This window comes from Bradyrhizobium sp. sGM-13 (assembly GCF_018398875.1).
Lineage (GTDB): Bacteria > Pseudomonadota > Alphaproteobacteria > Rhizobiales > Xanthobacteraceae > Bradyrhizobium.
This window is the reverse complement of the sequence record NZ_JAGWDK010000028.1, coordinates 21,110-39,211: the sequence shown is the minus strand read 5'-3', so window position 1 is coordinate 39,211 and position 18,102 is coordinate 21,110. Positions and strand designations below refer to the sequence as shown.

The 18,102-nt window shown below is 58.1% G+C and carries 7 protein-coding genes and 5 pseudogenes; 5 read left to right on the top strand and 7 right to left on the bottom strand.

Features of this window, described 5'->3' with window-relative positions:
• Window positions 1-89: 89 nt before the first annotated feature.
• From KJQ96_RS30485 to KJQ96_RS42195, 3 genes and pseudogenes are all read right to left on the bottom strand, one after another.
• Window positions 90-434: pseudogene (locus KJQ96_RS30485) on the bottom strand (transposase); the annotation flags it as partial.
• A 66-nt stretch (window positions 435-500) separates the two neighbouring features.
• A pseudogene (locus KJQ96_RS42200) lies at window positions 501-1,335 on the bottom strand (tyrosine-type recombinase/integrase).
• The gene (locus tag KJQ96_RS42195) at window positions 1,332-1,667 is read right to left on the bottom strand and encodes a site-specific integrase (RefSeq protein ID WP_249727267.1); all 336 of its coding nucleotides are present in this window, start codon (window positions 1,665-1,667) and stop codon (window positions 1,332-1,334) included. Before KJQ96_RS42195 ends, KJQ96_RS42200 begins: the two are co-directional and overlap by 4 nt.
• Window positions 1,668-3,008: 1,341 nt before the next feature.
• Here KJQ96_RS42195 and KJQ96_RS42190 point away from each other — a divergent pair.
• The 3 genes and pseudogenes from KJQ96_RS42190 to KJQ96_RS42185 all read left to right on the top strand — a co-directional run.
• The gene (locus KJQ96_RS42190) at window positions 3,009-3,287 is read left to right on the top strand and encodes an IS3 family transposase (protein WP_213290051.1); all 279 of its coding nucleotides are present in this window, start codon (window positions 3,009-3,011) and stop codon (window positions 3,285-3,287) included.
• Between the two features lie 153 nt (window positions 3,288-3,440).
• Window positions 3,441-3,728 (top strand): annotated as a pseudogene (locus KJQ96_RS30470) (DUF736 domain-containing protein); the annotation flags it as partial.
• 125 nt (window positions 3,729-3,853) lie between these two features.
• Window positions 3,854-4,063, top strand: a pseudogene (locus KJQ96_RS42185) (type II toxin-antitoxin system RelE/ParE family toxin); the annotation flags it as partial.
• A gap of 1,109 nt (window positions 4,064-5,172) precedes the next feature.
• Here KJQ96_RS42185 and KJQ96_RS30460 read toward each other — a convergent pair.
• The 4 genes and pseudogenes from KJQ96_RS30460 to KJQ96_RS30445 all read right to left on the bottom strand — a co-directional run.
• Window positions 5,173-6,213, bottom strand: a complete 1,041-nt coding sequence (locus tag KJQ96_RS30460) for an IS110 family transposase (RefSeq protein ID WP_213290050.1) — start codon at window positions 6,211-6,213, stop codon at window positions 5,173-5,175.
• A 181-nt stretch (window positions 6,214-6,394) separates the two neighbouring features.
• A complete protein-coding gene (locus KJQ96_RS30455; protein ID WP_213253672.1) occupies window positions 6,395-7,045 on the bottom strand; it encodes a J domain-containing protein in 651 nt (216 codons plus the stop codon).
• A 295-nt stretch (window positions 7,046-7,340) separates the two neighbouring features.
• Window positions 7,341-7,676 (bottom strand): adenosylmethionine decarboxylase, encoded by a 336-nt coding sequence (gene speD / locus KJQ96_RS30450; protein ID WP_249734712.1) that lies wholly within the window; start codon window positions 7,674-7,676, stop codon window positions 7,341-7,343.
• Window positions 7,677-7,782: 106 nt separating this feature from the next.
• Window positions 7,783-8,360: pseudogene (locus tag KJQ96_RS30445) on the bottom strand (transposase); the annotation flags it as partial.
• A 1,724-nt stretch (window positions 8,361-10,084) separates the two neighbouring features.
• Here KJQ96_RS30445 and KJQ96_RS30435 point away from each other — a divergent pair.
• Together KJQ96_RS30435 and KJQ96_RS30430 are read left to right on the top strand one after the other, a co-directional pair.
• Window positions 10,085-16,654 (top strand): non-ribosomal peptide synthetase, encoded by a 6,570-nt coding sequence (locus KJQ96_RS30435; protein ID WP_249734701.1) that lies wholly within the window; start codon window positions 10,085-10,087, stop codon window positions 16,652-16,654.
• Window positions 16,647-18,080 carry an MATE family efflux transporter gene (locus tag KJQ96_RS30430; RefSeq protein ID WP_213290048.1) on the top strand — a complete coding sequence of 478 codons (1,434 nt, stop codon included), beginning with the start codon at window positions 16,647-16,649 and terminating at the stop codon, window positions 18,078-18,080. Before KJQ96_RS30435 ends, KJQ96_RS30430 begins: the two co-directional genes overlap by 8 nt.
• Window positions 18,081-18,102: the final 22 nt, after the last annotated feature.

Below are 18,102 nucleotides of genomic sequence, written 5' to 3'. Positions count from 1 at the left end.
GCGGCATCGATCGCCGCTTTCTTCCACGCATCTTCTGCGCCGAAAGGTTCGGCGTGCGCCCGCGGCCTGGCGACGGGATTCCGCCTCTGCCGGAAGCGGCCATGCCGGTTCTGGAGAACGTCGAGTGATCCGGCACCGCGCCATCCAAACCGAGCCGGCAGAACCACCGGTAAGCCAGATTGAGGTGGACCTCATCGCACAGCCGCCGCTCCAATCGGATGCCGAAGCAGTAACCGATCAAGAGCATCCGGATCATCAGTTCGGGATCGATCGAAGGTCGACCGATGCCGCTGTAGAAGGGCGCCAAGTCCCGCCTGACCTGTTCAAGGTCGACAAACCGGTCGATCGACCGCAGCAGGTGGTCGGCGGGGATATGTCTCGAGCGAGAACTCAGAGAACAACACAGCCTGTTCGACTTGCCGATGTCCCATCATGATCTTCAGTCCTGCAATTGGACAGACTGAATCATTGATACCCCTGCGTTGCAACAGCAGTCTTTTTCAACAGAACCGGCCCAACTCGACGCGATGGGTGTAGCGGCCGAGATAGGCCAGGACCTGGGCGGGTCCGCCGAAGGGCCGCTTGGCGTACACAACCCAGTTGATGCGTCGCATGGCGTCGAGGTGGGCCGCAAGGCATCCGGCTCGGCCAGAGCTCCGAGATCGCCGAAGAAAGGCACCGGAGTTGAAGGCTGCGGACAGACGTTTGAGAAAAGTGTGCGAAATAGTCTGGACAATGGTTTGACGGCCAGGAAGAAGTTCGGTCGGCTGGCGATCCAGCGCGCGCCATCGGGCGAGAGGCCGCCGCCCGGCACGACGCAGTGGACGTGGATCTCCAATCGCAGCCGGTCAAGCGGACTCGAGGTCTGGCTGATGGTTTTGGTGGCAACCTGGGCGTAGCGCGCCGTGCTCTGCAGGCTGGCATGGCCAAGCAGAACCTGGATGACACGAATGTCGGCGCCGTTCTCCAGAAGATGGGTCGCAAAACTGTGCCGTAGTGTGTGCAAACGCGCTTGTTCAGACCGGCTGCAATGTGAGCCGAGCGGCACGCCGCGTGCAGCACGGTCGCATCAAGCGGCCGCTCACTGTCGCGGCCGGGAAATAGCCAGCGTGTCGGTCGGGTTAGCCGCCAATAGGCCCTTAGAATCTTCAGAAGCTGCGGCGAGAGCATCAAGTAATGGTCCCGGCCGCCTTTGCCTTGTTCGACCCGGATCACCATCCGCTGGCTGTCGATATCCGCGAGGAAAACCACCTCCGACACGCGTAGTCCGGTGGCATATACTGTCGTCAACGCTATGCGGCTCTTTAGGCTCGGGACCGCCTCCAGAAAGCTCACCACCTCGTCGGCACTTTCAGTACGACCGGCAGTTTGCGAGGCTCCCGCGCATAGGCGATGCGCTCTGGGATCGTGCTGTGGCCTAACGTCACGCCGTAGAAAAACCGCAACGCACAGACGATCTGGTTAAGTGCCGGCCATGATATCCCCGTCGCCACCAGATGAACCTGGAACGCATGAACATCCCCCAAGCCCAGATGATCGGGGGATCGACCAAAATACCGGCTGAACTTCGATACCGCGTTGAGATACGATCCCTGCGTCGCCGGCGACAAATTGCGGACCGTCATGTCCTCGATCATGCGTCGGCGGAGAGGGCTCACCTGGGCCATCGGAAACCTCCTGTCTGAAGGGTTGGGCTCTGAAAACCCTCGATCCTCTCAGACAGGAGGCGACGACCGTTGCTACCTCTCCTCAAATGCCGCGCCAGCGGCTTCGTTCAATCCCCAACCTCAATTCGCAAGAAAATCGACCCCGGAGCCCCAATTTCCGGCAAATCCAATCGCAGGAATTCCTGCCATTTCTATTGCCATTCAATCGCTTCGGGATATTTCACGGACGACGACCTGAAGACTGTCTACGCGTCGGCAAACGTCCGCAAGTGGGAAACGGAAGCTCGCTCCAGCGCCTTGGCGCTAGCGGGATTTCTCCATGCCACTGGAAATCGAAAGGTGCTGGCGGGCGCGATACTTTGCGCAAGCAATTCGCCTGAACTCAAAAATGTTTTTTCTTACGCGAATTCGCGGTTTATGCCACACGTTCTTTGTCCCAAATTCTACGCACACCGCCTCGTATCGATCCTGGGTCGACAAGTGGCCGGCTTTAAACACTGTCCTGAGAGGCCAGCGGCAGTGCTGTGTTGGAACACGCCCACGGACGAGTTCGGCGCTACTCACATGCTCAATGACTCTGGCCGTCGACAGTCACTTGACGGAGCGTTTTTTCGATGAAACTCCGACCTGGAGATAGATTGAACGATGACGAGCGAGAAAATTAGTGGCGTGGAGTGGGACGGAAACGTATTGGTCGGCTGGGTTTCGATCAACGGGTCTCCGATCAGGATTGCGGTCGACCAGGACACCGTTCACCGACATGGCCCAGCTTCGACGACGCGCTCACCTGGAAAATCAAACTTCACGGAGCCGAAATTCTTGAAAGGATGATCCCATTTTTGGGTACGACCAATGGATGATGCTCACTGCAACACGCGTCAAGCTTGAACCAGGGCTTTACGAGTTGAATGCGCAGTCCTGGAGATATCAGGCCGTTAATCCGCTCCCAAACTTGCCCCCTCATTGGAGTAGGCCCCTGGACCCGGACAGGGTTGAATTTAAGGTTTGACCGCTATGCCGGGCTTTTGAAGGACGGAAGCCCATTGCCAAGCATCGAATTCACAGCCTGGAGTTCAAACGTCAGGTCGCGCAAGAGTTTCTCGCCGGCGAGACCTTGCACGGTCTGGCGAACCGCTACGATCTGTCGCGTAATCTGATCCGCATTTGGGTCCAGAAGTTCGAGGCCGGCGCCCTCGATGAGGCCGCCGTCGCGGCCGACCTGGTCGGGCAGTACGAGGCGCGGATAGCTGCCGCTATGAACAGCAGACCGCGGCCGAAAAGTGCGCCTACATCCGTGATTGTCGGCCCGTCGGGCCTTCCATCGCGGAAGGATGCCAGCTGATGGGGATTGCCGGCTCGACGTATTACGAGGCCTTGCCGGCGACGACCGATGACACCGCGATCGTCGCAGCGATGGCGGCGATTTGCGAGGAGTTCGAATGCTTCGGGTGGCGGCGCGTGCGAGCGGCCTTGCGGCAGCGGTGGATGATCGTCAATCGCAAGAAAATCAAGCACCTCATGCGCGAGCATGGTCTCCAGCCGAGGTCTGTCGCCACCATGTCGCAACGACCGATAGCGATCACGACCAGCCGATGTATCCCAATCGTGCGAAGGACATGACCGTTAATGGGCCCGACCAACTGCGGGTCGTCGACATTACCTACGTCGCGAACGCAGTCGGCTTCGTCTATGTAGCCGTCATTCTCGACGCGTGGTTGCGCCGTGTGGTTGGTTATGCGATCAGCCGTTCTAGGGGTCAATATTGCAGGCCGAATGACAACCACGGCCCAGATCGGTTCGTTCACCCGCAGCAACGATCGCACCTACACCGGCATCATCAAGACGCTTGCGATCAACGCCAAGGCGCGCCTCGTCCCCAGCGATCCCGCCTCCACCAGCGACAAGGCGCCAGACCTGCGCGTGATCGTCTCCGGCGTCGAGATCGGTGCCGCCTGGCGCCGGACCTCGAAGGACAACCGCACCTACTACTCGGTTAGGCTCGACGATCCGTCCCTCACCGCGCCCATCTACGCCAACCTCTTCGAAGGCGACGATGGCACGGTATCCGTGCGGAGGTGCGCCAGGCACTGGCGGATACCCGGCCCGATCTCGATGATTCCGAGGTCGAAGCACATTTCGCGCAACGCCGTACCGCTGCGCTTCGAAAAAGTGGCGGAGCATGAACGGTGGAACTCGTCTGGTCGCGATTCGCGCTGTCCGATCTCGATGGCATTTTCAGCTACATCGAAGCCGAGAATCCCCGTGCAGCGGTTCATGTTGATGAACAGATTGCCGATGCCGCGCGGCGCCTGCTCGACTTTCCTGACAGTGGCCGGCCCGGGGCGCGTCGCTGGCACGCGCGAGTTGGTCATCCCGCGCACACTTATGTCGCGGCCTACCTGGTCGACGGTGATACTGTTCGCATCTATTGCGTGCTTCACGGCGCGCAGATGTGGCCCGACGAACTTACCAATGACGATTGGGGCCGGCTCCATGCAGTAATCCTGCGACCGGAGCTGGATCTCTTTTTCTTGAATTGGATGTCCAGGTCGCAGTCAGACTACGATAACCTTCATTAATCTAAATCGGGGGAAGGTCTGCCTCTACTTTAGGGTTCGACCGATCTGCGAGAGGCCCCGCAACGCCGAACGAGTGAGAGTCGGCGCTATACGCCGCGGGCAAATCGCGCCAGCTTCGGACGGATTGGTTCCCTCATTCTTGGCAAGTTGGGGATTTCTCATGCGTCTGACTGGTTCGTTCCAGTGGAGTTATGCGCATCTGCAATGGATTCGATTATCTCAAAGAGTATCAATTCGTCATTGTCCCACTTAACAGGTGCGTACTTCCAGTCGTGCTGCGTTCAGTGCGCGCAAGCAGTCTGCTTTGCGTGCAACGCTCCGATTTGAGGATGGCAAGATGGGTGATCTTGATGCGATACTCGCTCATCCGACTGAGGAAGCACATTGAATAAGTGCATTTTCTAGTCGACTCATTTATTGAGTCGTCCGTGAAGAACATCCTCTCCGCCATCGGCCACAACTTCCGCCGCATCCTCGCTTGGCTGAGGGCTCTTTGGTGCCTTTCCTGACCGCCCTCATCGCAGCCGCCCAGCGACCGGTCACCTCTTGAATCGGCTTCTTAACGGATGACATCGTAGCCCGGATGGAGCGAAGCGTAGTCCGGGAACGGTTAATCTATCTGCGAGAGAGACGCCCGGATTACGCTTGCGCTTCATCCGGGCTTCTGTAACGGGCCTTCGTTAGTCAATCCCTTTTTGCGTCATCCACTCGCCGGGAACGTGCTTCTGTACGGGATCGGCGCGGTGGCCGTCGCCTGATGGGGTGCTAGCGAGGAGCAGGCCGGCCAATCTACGGAAGCGTGATCACATCGTTGGATGCGTCGACAACCCGGATGACGGCCTGGCCTGATCCATCGTCCCGGCGAAGGGACTTCGCTTCGGGAAGGCTGGTGTCGTGACCCGCCCGAAAACTTATTTTGCTCCTGTTTAGGCCGCCATGGCGGTCACCTTGGCAGCCGGATTGAAGGGAACGTTGTCCTTCAGCATGCGGAGCATGATGACGGCGAGCTTGCGCGCCAGCGCCACCTTAGCCTTGTTCATGCCGCCGCGGCGGGCGATCCGCATCGCCCAGTTCTTGAGCTGCGCACAGCCCTTGATCGGCTTGGTCACTATGATGTGGGCGGCCTCATAGAGCGCCTCGCGCACGGCAGCGTCGCCGTTTTTGCTGATGCGACCGGTGTAGTCGGTCTCGCCCGACTGATACTTCTTCGGCGTCAGTCCGAACAACGGCCCCGCCCGCTTCGACGACGCCAAGCGGGAGGGATCATCAATGGCGCTGGCATAGGTCAGCGAGATGACCGGTCCCACGGCCGGCGTCGACATCAAGAGCTTGGCCCTGGCATCCAGGAGCGACATCGCCCGCACCCGCTTCTGTAAGCTGTTGAACTCGCGCACCAGCACCATGTGAACCGCAAGCATCGCCGCAGCGACCGCCTCGAGGGCTGGGTGACCGGTCACCAGCTCGCTGATCCGTGCCGCAAAGCTGCGCTTCGTCGTCTTGCCGACCTTCAAGCCGAAGCCACGCAAGATCCCGCGCAAGCTGTTCTCGACGTCCTGAAGCTTGCTCTGGACCAGCTTGCGCGCCGTCAGCATGGCGCGGATCTCCTGCGCACTCATCGACTTGCAATGCACCGGCCGGAACCAGCCGAGCCGCATCAATTGCGCGATATTGCGGGCGTCGTTGCGGTCCGACTTCACCGGCATCGCCTTGAAGGCATCGCTCACGTGGCGTGTCTCCAAAAGCTCGACCGCAAGGCCAGCCTGCTTCATTGCCGCGTAAAGCCACTGTGACAGCGGCCCGGCCTCGAGGCCGATCCTGGCGAGATCGAACCCGAGCGAACGGAACCAGTCGATCAGCGCCTCCGGTTCGCTGGCCACCTTGGCCTCCCGCACGATCTTCCCGTTCGCATCGACAACGCACACGCTCGAGCATTCCAATGACACGTCGATTCCGGCATAATGGTCCATGGTCGTCTCTCCTCGATGCTTGGAGCGAGGCCTGGCCTCGACTCCGCTACACCATCAATGTGAGGGACGACCGCCTTCCAACCAAGCCGCGCGACGCGCGCATCAAACAGCGCCGGAGCGAGCGCGGCTGGGTTGGAAGGCGGGGCCCGTTACCCCATCTACGGGTCTGACGCGCGGGGCGCTACGCCTCGCGCACCACGGTCTTCAGATAGTTGTACGCATTGATGATCTCGATCAGGCGGTCTTCGCTGGAGCGGTCGCCGCCATTGGCGTCGGGATGGTGCTGCTTCACCAGCGCCTTGTACTTGGCCTTGACGTCCCCGAGCGTGGCTTCGGCGGTGAGCCCCATCACCTGCAGCGCCTTGCGCTCGGCGTTCATCACCGTGCGGGTCTCGCGCTTGCCCTGCGCGCCGGGGCCAGGCCGCCAGCCGGCGCGGCCGTTGAGTTCGGCAAACACGTTGAAGGGATCGGCGGCTCCGCCGAGGTCTTCCTCGACGTTGCCCTTGCCGCGCTTGGCGCTGGTGTTGGCGCCCATCTTCCAGGTCGGGCGATGGCCGGTCAGCGCATCCTTCTGGTAGCGCGCAACCGCTTCCGGATTCATGCCCTGGAAGAAATTGTAGGACTGGTTGTACTCACGGACATGGTCGAGACAGAAGTGCCAGTACTCGCGCGCGTTCTCGTCCCCCTTCCGCACGCTGTGCGAGCCCTTGTTCTGGCAGCCCGCCCATTCGCAGGTGACGGCCTCCTGACCCGCCTGCGCCTTGCGCTTCGCACTCACCTTGGTAGGCTTGATGCGAATGGAGTCGAAGAATTTTGATGAATCGATCGGCATGGCTGACTTTGACTACGCAATACTAAACGCTTCGAGTCCTGACATTGCGAATACCTCTCCTTCGACTACGCCATTGACGGAAAGCGGATGCCAAATTATGCCCGCCACCGCCATGAGCACCAAAGATGTTATCATAAACAAGTTGCGTGAAGCTTTCACACCCGAAAGCCTCGCGGTGAAGCCTTCATGCTAGAGGTTAGCCCAAGATGTTTTTCGATTGCGGCAGTGAGCTCGATAACCTCACCCGGGCGGTCGGAAACATGATCGGCTATTCCAATGAGATCGATCATCTGCTTCAACGCGTCGGCTTGATTGACACACCTCTCCGGAAGCTGCGAACGTCAGACTGTTCGGGCTGAAACGCCTCAACTAGAACTGGCACGGCGCTCGCAGGATCGCTGTTGCCACATACGAAAACATCAGCGGCCGCGTAGGACCTCTCAGGCCAAGTATGTAAGGTAATGTGCGATTCAGCCAACAAGGCTATTGCGGAGACGCCGTGACCCGGACAAAACTTATGAACGTGAAGGTGGAGTAATGTCGCACTCGCCGCGCGGACGGCTTTTCGGATTGCGTCTTCCGCAATGGCCGGATCGTCGAGGTTCTTCGCTCCCCATAGCTCGATGAGCATATGCGTCGCACCGGTGGACAGAGCCGGTGGGGCTTCCCTCTCATTATCAATAGTCATTAAGAAATCTCCATTGAATTATCGGCCCAATAGCTGAGCTATTAGGGATTTAGGCGACGAGGTGATCAGGCGCTCGGTTTGCCGGCACTTGGATGCCCGCAATGCCGTCCTTGAAACTGACAACTGCGACGACCTTCGGCGACTGATTTGTGCCGTTGAGCCGCCGCCAAAGTCCTTGATGCGGCGATCACCAGCTTGAACACGATCGGCCTGGCGTTGGTTGGCGACAAGGAGCCCTTCGCCCGCACGGTCCTGTATCGCCCCGTGGCGAATACGCTCTCGATGAGATTGGTGGTGGTATGCAAGTGATCCCAATGTTCGGCAAGAAAATCGTAGAAGGCCAGCAGTGCGTCGCGGTCGTTGACCAGGCATTCGATCGCCCGGCCGTACTTGGCCCAATACTTCTCGGCGAAGACGTCAATCGCCGCTTCGGCGGACGCTCGGTTCGCGCCCAATAGACCTTGCGCAAATCCTTCTTCATGGTGGCCTGCACAGAGAGTGGATCTTCTCCAGGACGTTCACAGTCTTGTGCACCCAGCATCGCTGGTGGCGTGTGCCGGGAAAGTCGAGCGCCTTGTAGACGTCGAGCGCGCCGTCGCCGACATCGGCCAAACTCGTTGTTATTGATGCCGTCGCCTTGATTGCTTTGCCAAGCCACGCCTCCCTTGAGGTAGGCCAGCGTGTGGCCCTCCGCGCCAAAAGCGTAACCGAGGCGACCGGCCCCGGGGACAAAGACGTTTGGACTTGCCTTGCAGTTTGCGCTCATTACTGTGCCGGAGGCTGCGAGGCAGGTATCTGTGCCGTTGGAGACAGCACCGCTGGCATCGAGTTTGAGGCCAAACACCCAGCTATTCTTCTGCCAGTTGTAGCCGATCTGGCCGCCTGCCAGGAACACAGGAGTATCGACGCCGCCGCCATAGACTGACGGACCGTAGGGATTATTGAAGGATTTTTGGCCGTAACCAACGCCTACGTGCCCGCCAATATATCCTCCGGACCAGCTCCACAGGGCCGATGGCAGTTGTACTGCTGGCTCAAGGTCCGCCGAATTGGCTGCACCGCTTGCCGCCAGCGCAGTCGTTGTCGCTCCCCAAAAACGAACTCCAGATCGCATCAAACACTCCGTGGCGCTTTCCCGATCCACAACCGAGCGCCTTCAAGCTGGCATCGGTGATAGCACCGCGACTGAAGCAAGCAGCGTGCCGCTTGGAAATTGGGGGGGTCTCCAGTTACTTCGTACCGGGTGCATGCGTCAGGTTGTGGACAATGGTCTTGAAGCTGACAATCTCGCTGTAGCGTCCGACAGTATGCTGCGCAGCAGGAAGCCGCCTTTTTCGCTGCAGCAGTAGAAGGAGACTTTTGTTCGCCTGGACAGAATTTCGATCTCACCTATCGAGGCTCATGCGAAACGGTGAACGCCAATGGATATTACCGACGAGCGGAGCCGGCCTGGACGCTAGACCCGTCTACCCGCACAGGGATCGCACCTGCTATGCCGCGCGTTGTCGAAGTCCGCTCGTGGGAAAATCGCCACGAGCGATCAATCACGCAACGCGACACGCGCAGGAAAGGCTCATCATCAGCGTCTTCCAGTTTAGCACGAATATCCGCGTGATAATAACAGTCCGGCTCCGGCTTCGCCGTAGTGCTAAGTGGCTTTGCTGCAACATCATTCGCATCGGTTCTGCTCTAGGAAAGGGAGTTGCCGAGCATGCGTCTCGTGGAGGCTAAGCGAAGGCGCCATCCGCAATTCAATTCCGGTTCGGAAACCGTATCGGTACGCCCTTTCGGGTAGACTGGACGTCGCCTGCCGTTCACAGCAAACGCTTCTGAGCGCGTTTTCGTGTGCACCAAGGCGGACGACTGCGAACATCAGCAGATCAAGGACCTCCCGGTGGATGGTTCTGCACGCCCACGACTCGTTACGCCGCCCATAGCTCTCGTTATAGCCAAGAGCGTCAACACGTTTGAGCGCTTAACGACTGCCCTTCGGCGGCTATACAAACAACGCCGGCCTCGTGGAAAACGGTAACACGCCTCCGTGTTGGTTCTTGCACATTCGAGTCGCAGACGACCTGCAGCCCGGCGAGCGCCAAATCCGCTTTCATGAGGAGCGCACAAAACCATTGTCCCGGCGCCTACAAATGCAAGAAATCACAAGCCGGAGCGAGTCTCTGGACGCGTTTGGTTACGGGCGCCATGCAGACTACCCGCGTGTCTACTACCAGATCCGGTAGATGCCAACGCCAGCTTGAGGCCCTAGCGTCCGGCCGTGTTCCCCTGCCGATCATCGAGGAAACAGTAGTGAACGCAAAGGACGAGAAGCTAAGAAACGGACAAAACGGCACACCATGACTGGCAGCACCAGGGTGGTTACGCAATGGACACCCTCAACCGAGGATCCTCGGTATTCTACTTTAAGTGCCGCAGAAGGCGACGAATGGCGGGACGCGTTGCCTGCGGAAACTCGATCAGGCAAAAATCCGCTTGTAGAACGTCAACCGACGGACGCGATCTCGGCGATCGATCGCGTTGCGAGATCGGATCCGGAGAGGGTTGCGCTGAGGTACGGCGCAGACGAACTCACCTACAAAGCGCTGCGATTAAGATCGGATGCCCTCGCAAGGACGTTACGAGAGCGGGGCGCTGACCGCTTAGTCGTTGGCTATTGGGGTGAGCGGGACCTCGACTGGGCGACGGCGGTAGTTGCAATTTTGAGGGCTGGAGCAACGTACCTGCCGCTCGATCCATCGTTACCGGCTTCGCGCACATCATTCATGATCGAGCAGAGTCGCTGCGCGCTGATTATTGGCCCAGACCAGCCGGATTCGCTCAGCCTATTTCAGGCGAGCAGCAAAGGCACCACGCAATTCATGGCGATAGAGGCGGCGCTGCGCGAGGGCCAGACTTCGCCTGTTGTGCCACCATCGCGCGAGGATGGACTCGCCTACATTCTGTTTACGTCGGGTTCGACGGGCAAGCCTAAAGGCGCAATGATCGAGCGCGCAGCCCTAAACAATCATTTGGTGGCAAAGATTGATGCCCTAACCCTCACTCGGACGGATTGCATCGCGCAGACGGCATCGCACTGCTTTGACATCTCGCTGTGGCAGCTTCTGGCAGGGCTTTGCGTCGGAGGCTGTATCGCGATCATTGATGATGCGACACTGAAATCGCCAGTATCCCTTCTCAAAGCAATTCAAGGATACGGCGTGACGGTTGTTCAATTCGTTCCGTCGATGCTTGCAATATTTGTTGAATATCTGCAGTCGCTTGCGGCGGCTGAGCGAGCTCTGGACAGTTTGCGGATTATTTCAACGGTCGGAGAACCTCTAACACCCGGACTGGCGCGCGCGTGGCTTGCCTTATATCCCCGGGTGCCCATTCTCAATCATTACGGGCCGACCGAGTGCGCGGACGGCGTTACGCATCATCTGGTTTCCGTAGCGCCTGCGCTGGCTGACCCTTATGTGCCGATCGGCAAACCGATTTCTAACCTTGAGGTTTATGTCGCCGACGGACCGCGGCTGTGCAACAAGGGAGAGGTCGGCGAAATCTGTGTTAGCGGCGTTGGTGTCGCTGCTGGTTACGTCAATGACGATGTCCGCACCAAGGATGCCTTTGGGCCAAACCCGTTCTCAAACGACCCGTCGTTCCAGCGCCTATACAGGACAGGTGATCTCGCGCGCATTCGTTCCGATGGCCTTTTGGAATGTCTCGGTCGACGGGACCGTCAGGTCAAAATCCGCGGGCACAGAATTGAGCTGGGAGAAATCGAGGCCCGCCTCTCCGCTCATCATTTGGTACGTGGCGCCGTCGCGGTCGCCTCCGTCTGCGCAGGCGTAAAGCTTATGGCGAGAGATATAACCAGGGCCGAGGAGGAAACTGGATCGAGACGACTCATCGCGTATGTGTCAACTCCGGCTGAAGTAACGGAAGGCGAGCTTCAGAATTTTCTTGCCGAAGCGCTTCCCACCTACATGCTGCCAGAAAGGATTATCCACCTCGCCAGTATTCCACTGACCAGAAACGGAAAGGTCGATTTTGGGGCATTGCCGGACCCGACCAGTGTTCGCCCTCCATTGTCGACTCCATTCGAGGAGCCGCAAACAGAGCTCGAAGCCCAGCTGTGTCAAATTTGGGCCGGCGTTCTGCGTATTGAGAACATTGGCGTGAAGGACCAGTTCATAAGCCTCGGCGGAGACTCGCTCCGGGCAATGCTCATATTGGGCCAGTTGCAGACCCAGCTCGGAGTGAGAACGGATTTCAGGCTAGTCCTCAATGGAACGATCCGATCTCTTGCGGCTTCGATCTCGGCCGGGGTCGGCTCCAAACCGCGCACAGCCCCGACGTACGGAAAGCTTATGCGATCGCCTCTGACGCGAGTTCAGGAGCACCTATGGTTTCTCTCGCAGCTCGATCCGTCTGCCAGGAACTACATCATTCAAGGCGGCCTGCGGATAAGGGGCATGATCGATCTGGCGGCGTTCAATCGCGCCTGGACCGATGTCGTTCATTCCCATCAGGCACTTTCGGCACGCTTTATCGACGAGGACGGTCCGGTTCAGCTTTTTGATGCTCCTCAATACGCAAGTCTTGAATTGGCTGATGCATCTCATCTCACGGCGCAGGAAGCTGAGGAGCTGGTCGCAGAGTTACGGCGAACAGAGCTGAACGGCAGCTTTGATCTCAGCCAAGGCCATCTTTTTCGCGCGCGCATGATCCGTTTTGGCCCTGACAACCATCTCATACTGATCACCGCTCACGAAATTATCATCGATGCCTGGTCGATCTCTGTTCTACTCAGGGACCTTCGACAAAGGTACGTAGATGCCGCGGCGTTTTTGCCAGAGAAACGCGCGTCACTCTCGACCTACGCGGTCTGGGAAACACAACACGCTACTTCAGAGGCGCTGGCCAACCAGCGTAGCTATTGGCGTCGTCAGATTGGCGATGATCCGCCGGTGCTTTCGCTTGGAGCGGGACGAGCGCGGCCGCAGACAAATTCCTACCGCGGCGCCTCGCATGCGGTGCTGCTTGGCAGCGAGCTCTCCAATCAGGTACGGGAGTTTGCGCGCCGACATAGGTGCACCACGTCGACAACACTCCTCGCGTGCTTCAAGCTGCTGCTGCGGATGTATAGCGGCCAAGACGATATTATCGTTGGCATACCGCACGTCGTACGGGATCAACCTGGCAGCGCCGAAATTGTTGGCTTTTTCCTGAATATGCTGCCAATCCGCACCGCGATCGATGTCGGCCAGTCCTTTGCGGTTCATGCCATGCGCATCCAGGGCCTGGTCAGCGATGCCATCGCAAATTCGGCATATCCGTTCGGCTGGATGGTAAGGGATACCCGGCTATATCGCGAAGCTGAACGATCACCGCTCTTCCAGGTCATGTTCAACATGTACTCCGAGGCCGCGGAGCCATTTGGCCAACATGAGTTGGATCTGACATTCCGCGAATATGAGACCGGCTATGTAAAATTCGATCTGACATTGTACGCACAAGATCACGGCGATGAAATTGCCCTCCAGCTAGCGTATGCGGAAGGCATATTTTCCAGCGATCTGATTGTCCGCATGGCCGACAATCTGCGCTGTCTGATTGCAGCCTGCGTTGAGAGGCCGCTTGCGCACATTAAAGATCTGAGCTGCCTCAGCGCGTCAGACGTGACTGTGCTGGACTCGCTGAATGGCTCGGCGCAGCCATATGAGACTGAATGTCCGCTTATCGAAGCGTTCGAGCAAATCAGCGTCTCCAATAGCAGCCAGGTGGCATATTTTGGTGATTTCGGTGAGATCACATTCGACCACCTGCGTGAGCGCGTAACAGCTATCAGGTTGTTACTGCGGGCTTCTGACGTGGGGGCTGGCGATATGGTCGCCATGCTGGTCGACCGGTCGCCTGACGTGGCCGCTGTTATTCTTGCAGCACGAGCCTTGCAGTCCATTGTTGTCCCCATATCGCCGGATTATCCGCGTGATCGGATCGAACATATCCTGCGAGATAGTCAGGCAAAGCTTTTGGTTCACGCAAATACCTCTGATCCTGGTTTTGACGTGCCGTCGATCCGTCTATCGACCCTTGAAGGGTGCGGCGCGCCCGTGCACGATTTTGAGCGCAGCGACAAACCATCAGATCAGGGAATTGCGAGCCTCATATACACGTCGTCCTCAACTGGGAAGGCGAAGGGGGTTCTTATACCGGAATCGGCAATTCTCAATCGACTGAACTGGATGTGGCGACGCTTTCCCTTCGACAGTACCGACGTGATGGTTGTCCAGAAGTCCGCATCACTTGTTGCGTCGGCATGGGAGTACTTTGGGGGACTTCTGAGAGGTGTGCCCGCGCTGATCTTGACCCAAGAGCAGTTGCTGGATCCAGATCTGTTGTTGTGCACGTTCGCGAGACGTCGCGTGACACACTTATTTGCCTCGCCGCCGCTCCTATCCGGCCTCATTGCTTCCCAAGAACGGCACCCGCGACCGACCGCCTTGCGGTTGGTCACGAGCAGCGCGGAACCGATGCCTTCCTCGCTCCCGGGTCGCTGGCACGCGCATTTCCCGGACGTGCCGTTGTGGAACTTCTATGGTGCTACGGAATGTGCATCCAATGCAGCAATCTACGAAACATCGGATGCCTACGACGGCTCGTCGCTCATCCCTGTTGGGCGCCCAATCGATAACGTCAAACTCTACGTGCTCGATGCACAGTTGAAGAGAGTCCCTGTCGGAGTCGCCGGCGAACTCTGCATCGCGGGACGCTGCGTGAGCGCTGGGTACTGGCGGGATCAAGATCGGACCAACCGCTGTTTCGTGCCGAATCCGTATGATGACGGACAATACAGCGTTCTTTATCGAAGTGGCGATATCGCCCGTATCTCAACCAGCGGCCTTCTCGAGATTTGCGGCCGATCGGACAACCAGATCAAAGTACGGGGCTTTCGCATCGAGCTGGAGGAGGTCGAAACGGCCCTTGAGTCTCATCCGGCAATCGCAAAGGCCGCGGTCGTCGCAGAAGGCATGAATGACCATCGTCGCTTGACGGCTAGCGTGGTTCCGGCTCGCGACAGTCTAAGCTCTGGAGATATTGTCACCCACCTGCGCCACACATTGCCGTCCTACATGATTCCCGCCGCCTTCCGTTTGGTTGACACTATCCCCCTTACGGCGAGCGGAAAGATCGATCGTGCTCGCCTGTCGTCCGTTCCTTACCGCGAGGTCGGGCCTGTTCCATCTGCTGAGCCACGCACGAGGAAGGAGCGTATTCTTGCTGGGATCTGGCAGGATCTATTAGGCGCCAAGTGGGTCGGAATCGATCAGAGCTTTTTTGATATCGGCGGAGACTCTCTTCTGAGCGTGCGCTGCGTCACGCTGGCGCGCAAAGCCGGACTGACTCTCACTGTCGACCAACTCTATCGAACACCGACCGTCAGGGAATTGGCGGCAGACGGAGCGGCGGTTACACTCCATACCTTCCCTTCCGCGGATGCCTCATTGCCAGTTATCCCGGCAATCTCATCTTGGAACCGTCTTGTCGGGTTCGATGAGCATTTCAACATCGGCGATCTGTTCTTCTTGCCCGGCGGCGTCCTGAATATCCGAATCCTGGAGCGCGCCCTTGCCCATGTCATGGATAGGCACGAAGGTCTCAGACTCCGTATTGCCCGAACTGACGATGGTCTACGTCTGACAATCGGACCTTCCGTGGCCGAGCGCCTCGTGGAGGAGATCGATCTTGTCGGAATGACCGACCTACAGCAGCGTAAGGCAATCGAGAGCGTCTCAGCAAGACGTCAACATACCTTTCGGTTTGACGGCCAGACGCCTCTCGTTAACGTCACGGTGTTCCGCACATCGCAAAGTGGCGATTACTACCTGCTGGTCCTGATGCATCATTTTGTAGCGGACGGGATAGGCTATCGACTGTTCCTGGAAGCATTGGATAGGGCGTACAACGCCCTTGCCTCAGGCCACGCCGTGAGTGGTCCCGAGAACATACAAATGCTCTCTCCATGGTTGAAGCGCCTTGAGCGCTACGCCAACAGCGAAGCGCCAGCCGAACTCAAATACTGGGAGAGGATTGACTACCATCAGTTCAATTTGCACGTCAGCGACACTTCATCGGGCGGCGCGAGTTTTTCGAAAGTGACCGCGAGAGAGCTTCACTATGCACGCCTTGAAGGTCGCATCGATGAAGCGAATTGCCGATCCCTTTGGGAAGATCAGGCCAAGTACCGTCTCGAGATTGACAAAGAAGCGACAGCTGATCTCCTCAATATTGCAGCCAGATCGGCACATTGTCAGGACTTTGATGTGTTTCTTGCCGCAATATCTGGCGCCTTTGGACGCGTTTTCGGCAACTATTCGCTCTGGATTGATAGCCTTACCTCAATCCGAGGTCGGCTGTTTGACGATCTCGATCCATCTCAGATCATCGGCCATATCAGCGAGCTCGTTCCGCTTCCCTTGAGTCTCACCGGAACGGAGCCCCGTCCCGATCGTGCTCGTTCAATATACCGCCAGCGCAATGCCCTGCCGCGCAGGGGAATAGGCTTTCGGGCCATGAAATTCCTAAACCGAGATCCAGCCGTGCGGAGCCGGATCGATCGCCTGCCCTTACCCAGAATTGGATTGAATTATCGAGCGGGTTTGCAGCGCCATTTTCCGCGCCGTCTCTTAGCCAAGGAACCTTCTCCACTCTGGATCGGCGCAGACATGGATGAAGCGGCCGTGATTCACCTCTTCTGGTTCGATGTCGGATATCAAGCCGGCCATCTCCAGATCGAAACGACGTATAATCCAACCCAGGTCGGTTATGAGGTGACCCGCAATCTTTGCACGGTATTGCAGCAGGAGCTGTTGCAGACGATCAGCGAATTCGGAAGAGCTCGCGACACTTTCATCCATGAATGAGCCGGATGCGGAATTCGCCGTCGAGGGCGATCGCGATGTCTTGCCGAAGAAAAAGCAGCACATCGATCTATCGGACCCTAATCTCTCGAGCCTTATCCTGCGGCTCGCCATTCCGTCTGTTGTTGGCTTATCGATCAACGCGTTACAGCAGGCCGTCAACGCGGTCTTTGTTGGCGCACTTGGCGCGCAGGCGATCGCAGCTGTCAGCATGACCTTGCCGATCGTGGTCCTGCTCGCGGCAGCCGGACAGGGGATCGGTGTTGGAACAGCGTCGTTGATATCTCGTCACCTTGGCGCTGGTGAGCACCTGGAGGCGAGTCGAGGCGCGAGTACTGCACTTGCGCTCGCCGCTCCGATCGGTATCACCTTTACCGTCGCTCTGCTTCTAAATCTGCGAGGGATCTTCGTAACGCTCGGGGCCACTCCAACCATCATGCCCGTGGCGCTCGACTACGCGGAGACGCTTTTGTTCGGGTACACCCTGATGCTTCTAAACATCGTCAACGGCTTCATCGTCAGAGCCGAAGGCAACACACGATTCAGCATGTGGACGATGATTACCGCCTTCGTACTCAACGCTGTGCTTGATCCCGTCTTCATATTCTTACTGGACCTCGGTGTGCGAGGCGCAGCCCTCGCAACGCTGGTATCTCAGATCGCCGCTATTAGCCTGTATATCGCGTATTTTACGAAGCTTCGCGGGATAGTCCTCGTCAGGATATCTCACATCTCATTGCGAGCAGATCGCATCAGACAGCTCGCGCTCATAGGGGCGCCGGCGACTATGACCAGTATTTTATCTGCTATTGCCGTTATGCTCTTGTACTGGACTGCTGCGCCGTTCGGCGACGATTCCATCGCGGCCGTGGGAATAGCTGTGCGAATCTTGACGATCGGCGCACTGCCTATCACCGGCTTCTGTATAGGCTCTCAAGCTGTCCTGGGTTTCGGTTGGGGCGCGCGCGACTTTGCTCGTGTATTGAAGGCTGCGAAGTTCATACTCTCCATGACTATTGCTCTTGCCGTTGCGTATTCTGCGGCTGTTGTGATTTTTGCCCGGCCTTTGGTCAGGCTGTTCAGCGATAGCGATAAGGTCACGGAAATTGCCGTCTCGACCTGCATCGTCTTCCATCTCTTTTTTGGACTTTTTGGTATTGAGAGTTTCGTGACGACGATGCTTCAGTCGTTCGGGAGGGCACGCCTCAGTGCGGTTGTGTCCTTGGCGAGGCAGGGCTTTCTCTTCATACCGGCCGTACTGTTATTCCCGGTCGTATGGGGTTTCAGCGGCCTGTTGGCCAGTCAAGCAATCGCTGAACTGGGCGCCGGAATGATCGCGCTGTTCGTCATGTTCCACCAGTTCGCTGAGCTCAGACGAGCGCTCCGGCACCGTAACTTCAAGAGCGATCGAGCACGCGGGTTGACCTGACAACGGACATCATCGGGGCCCA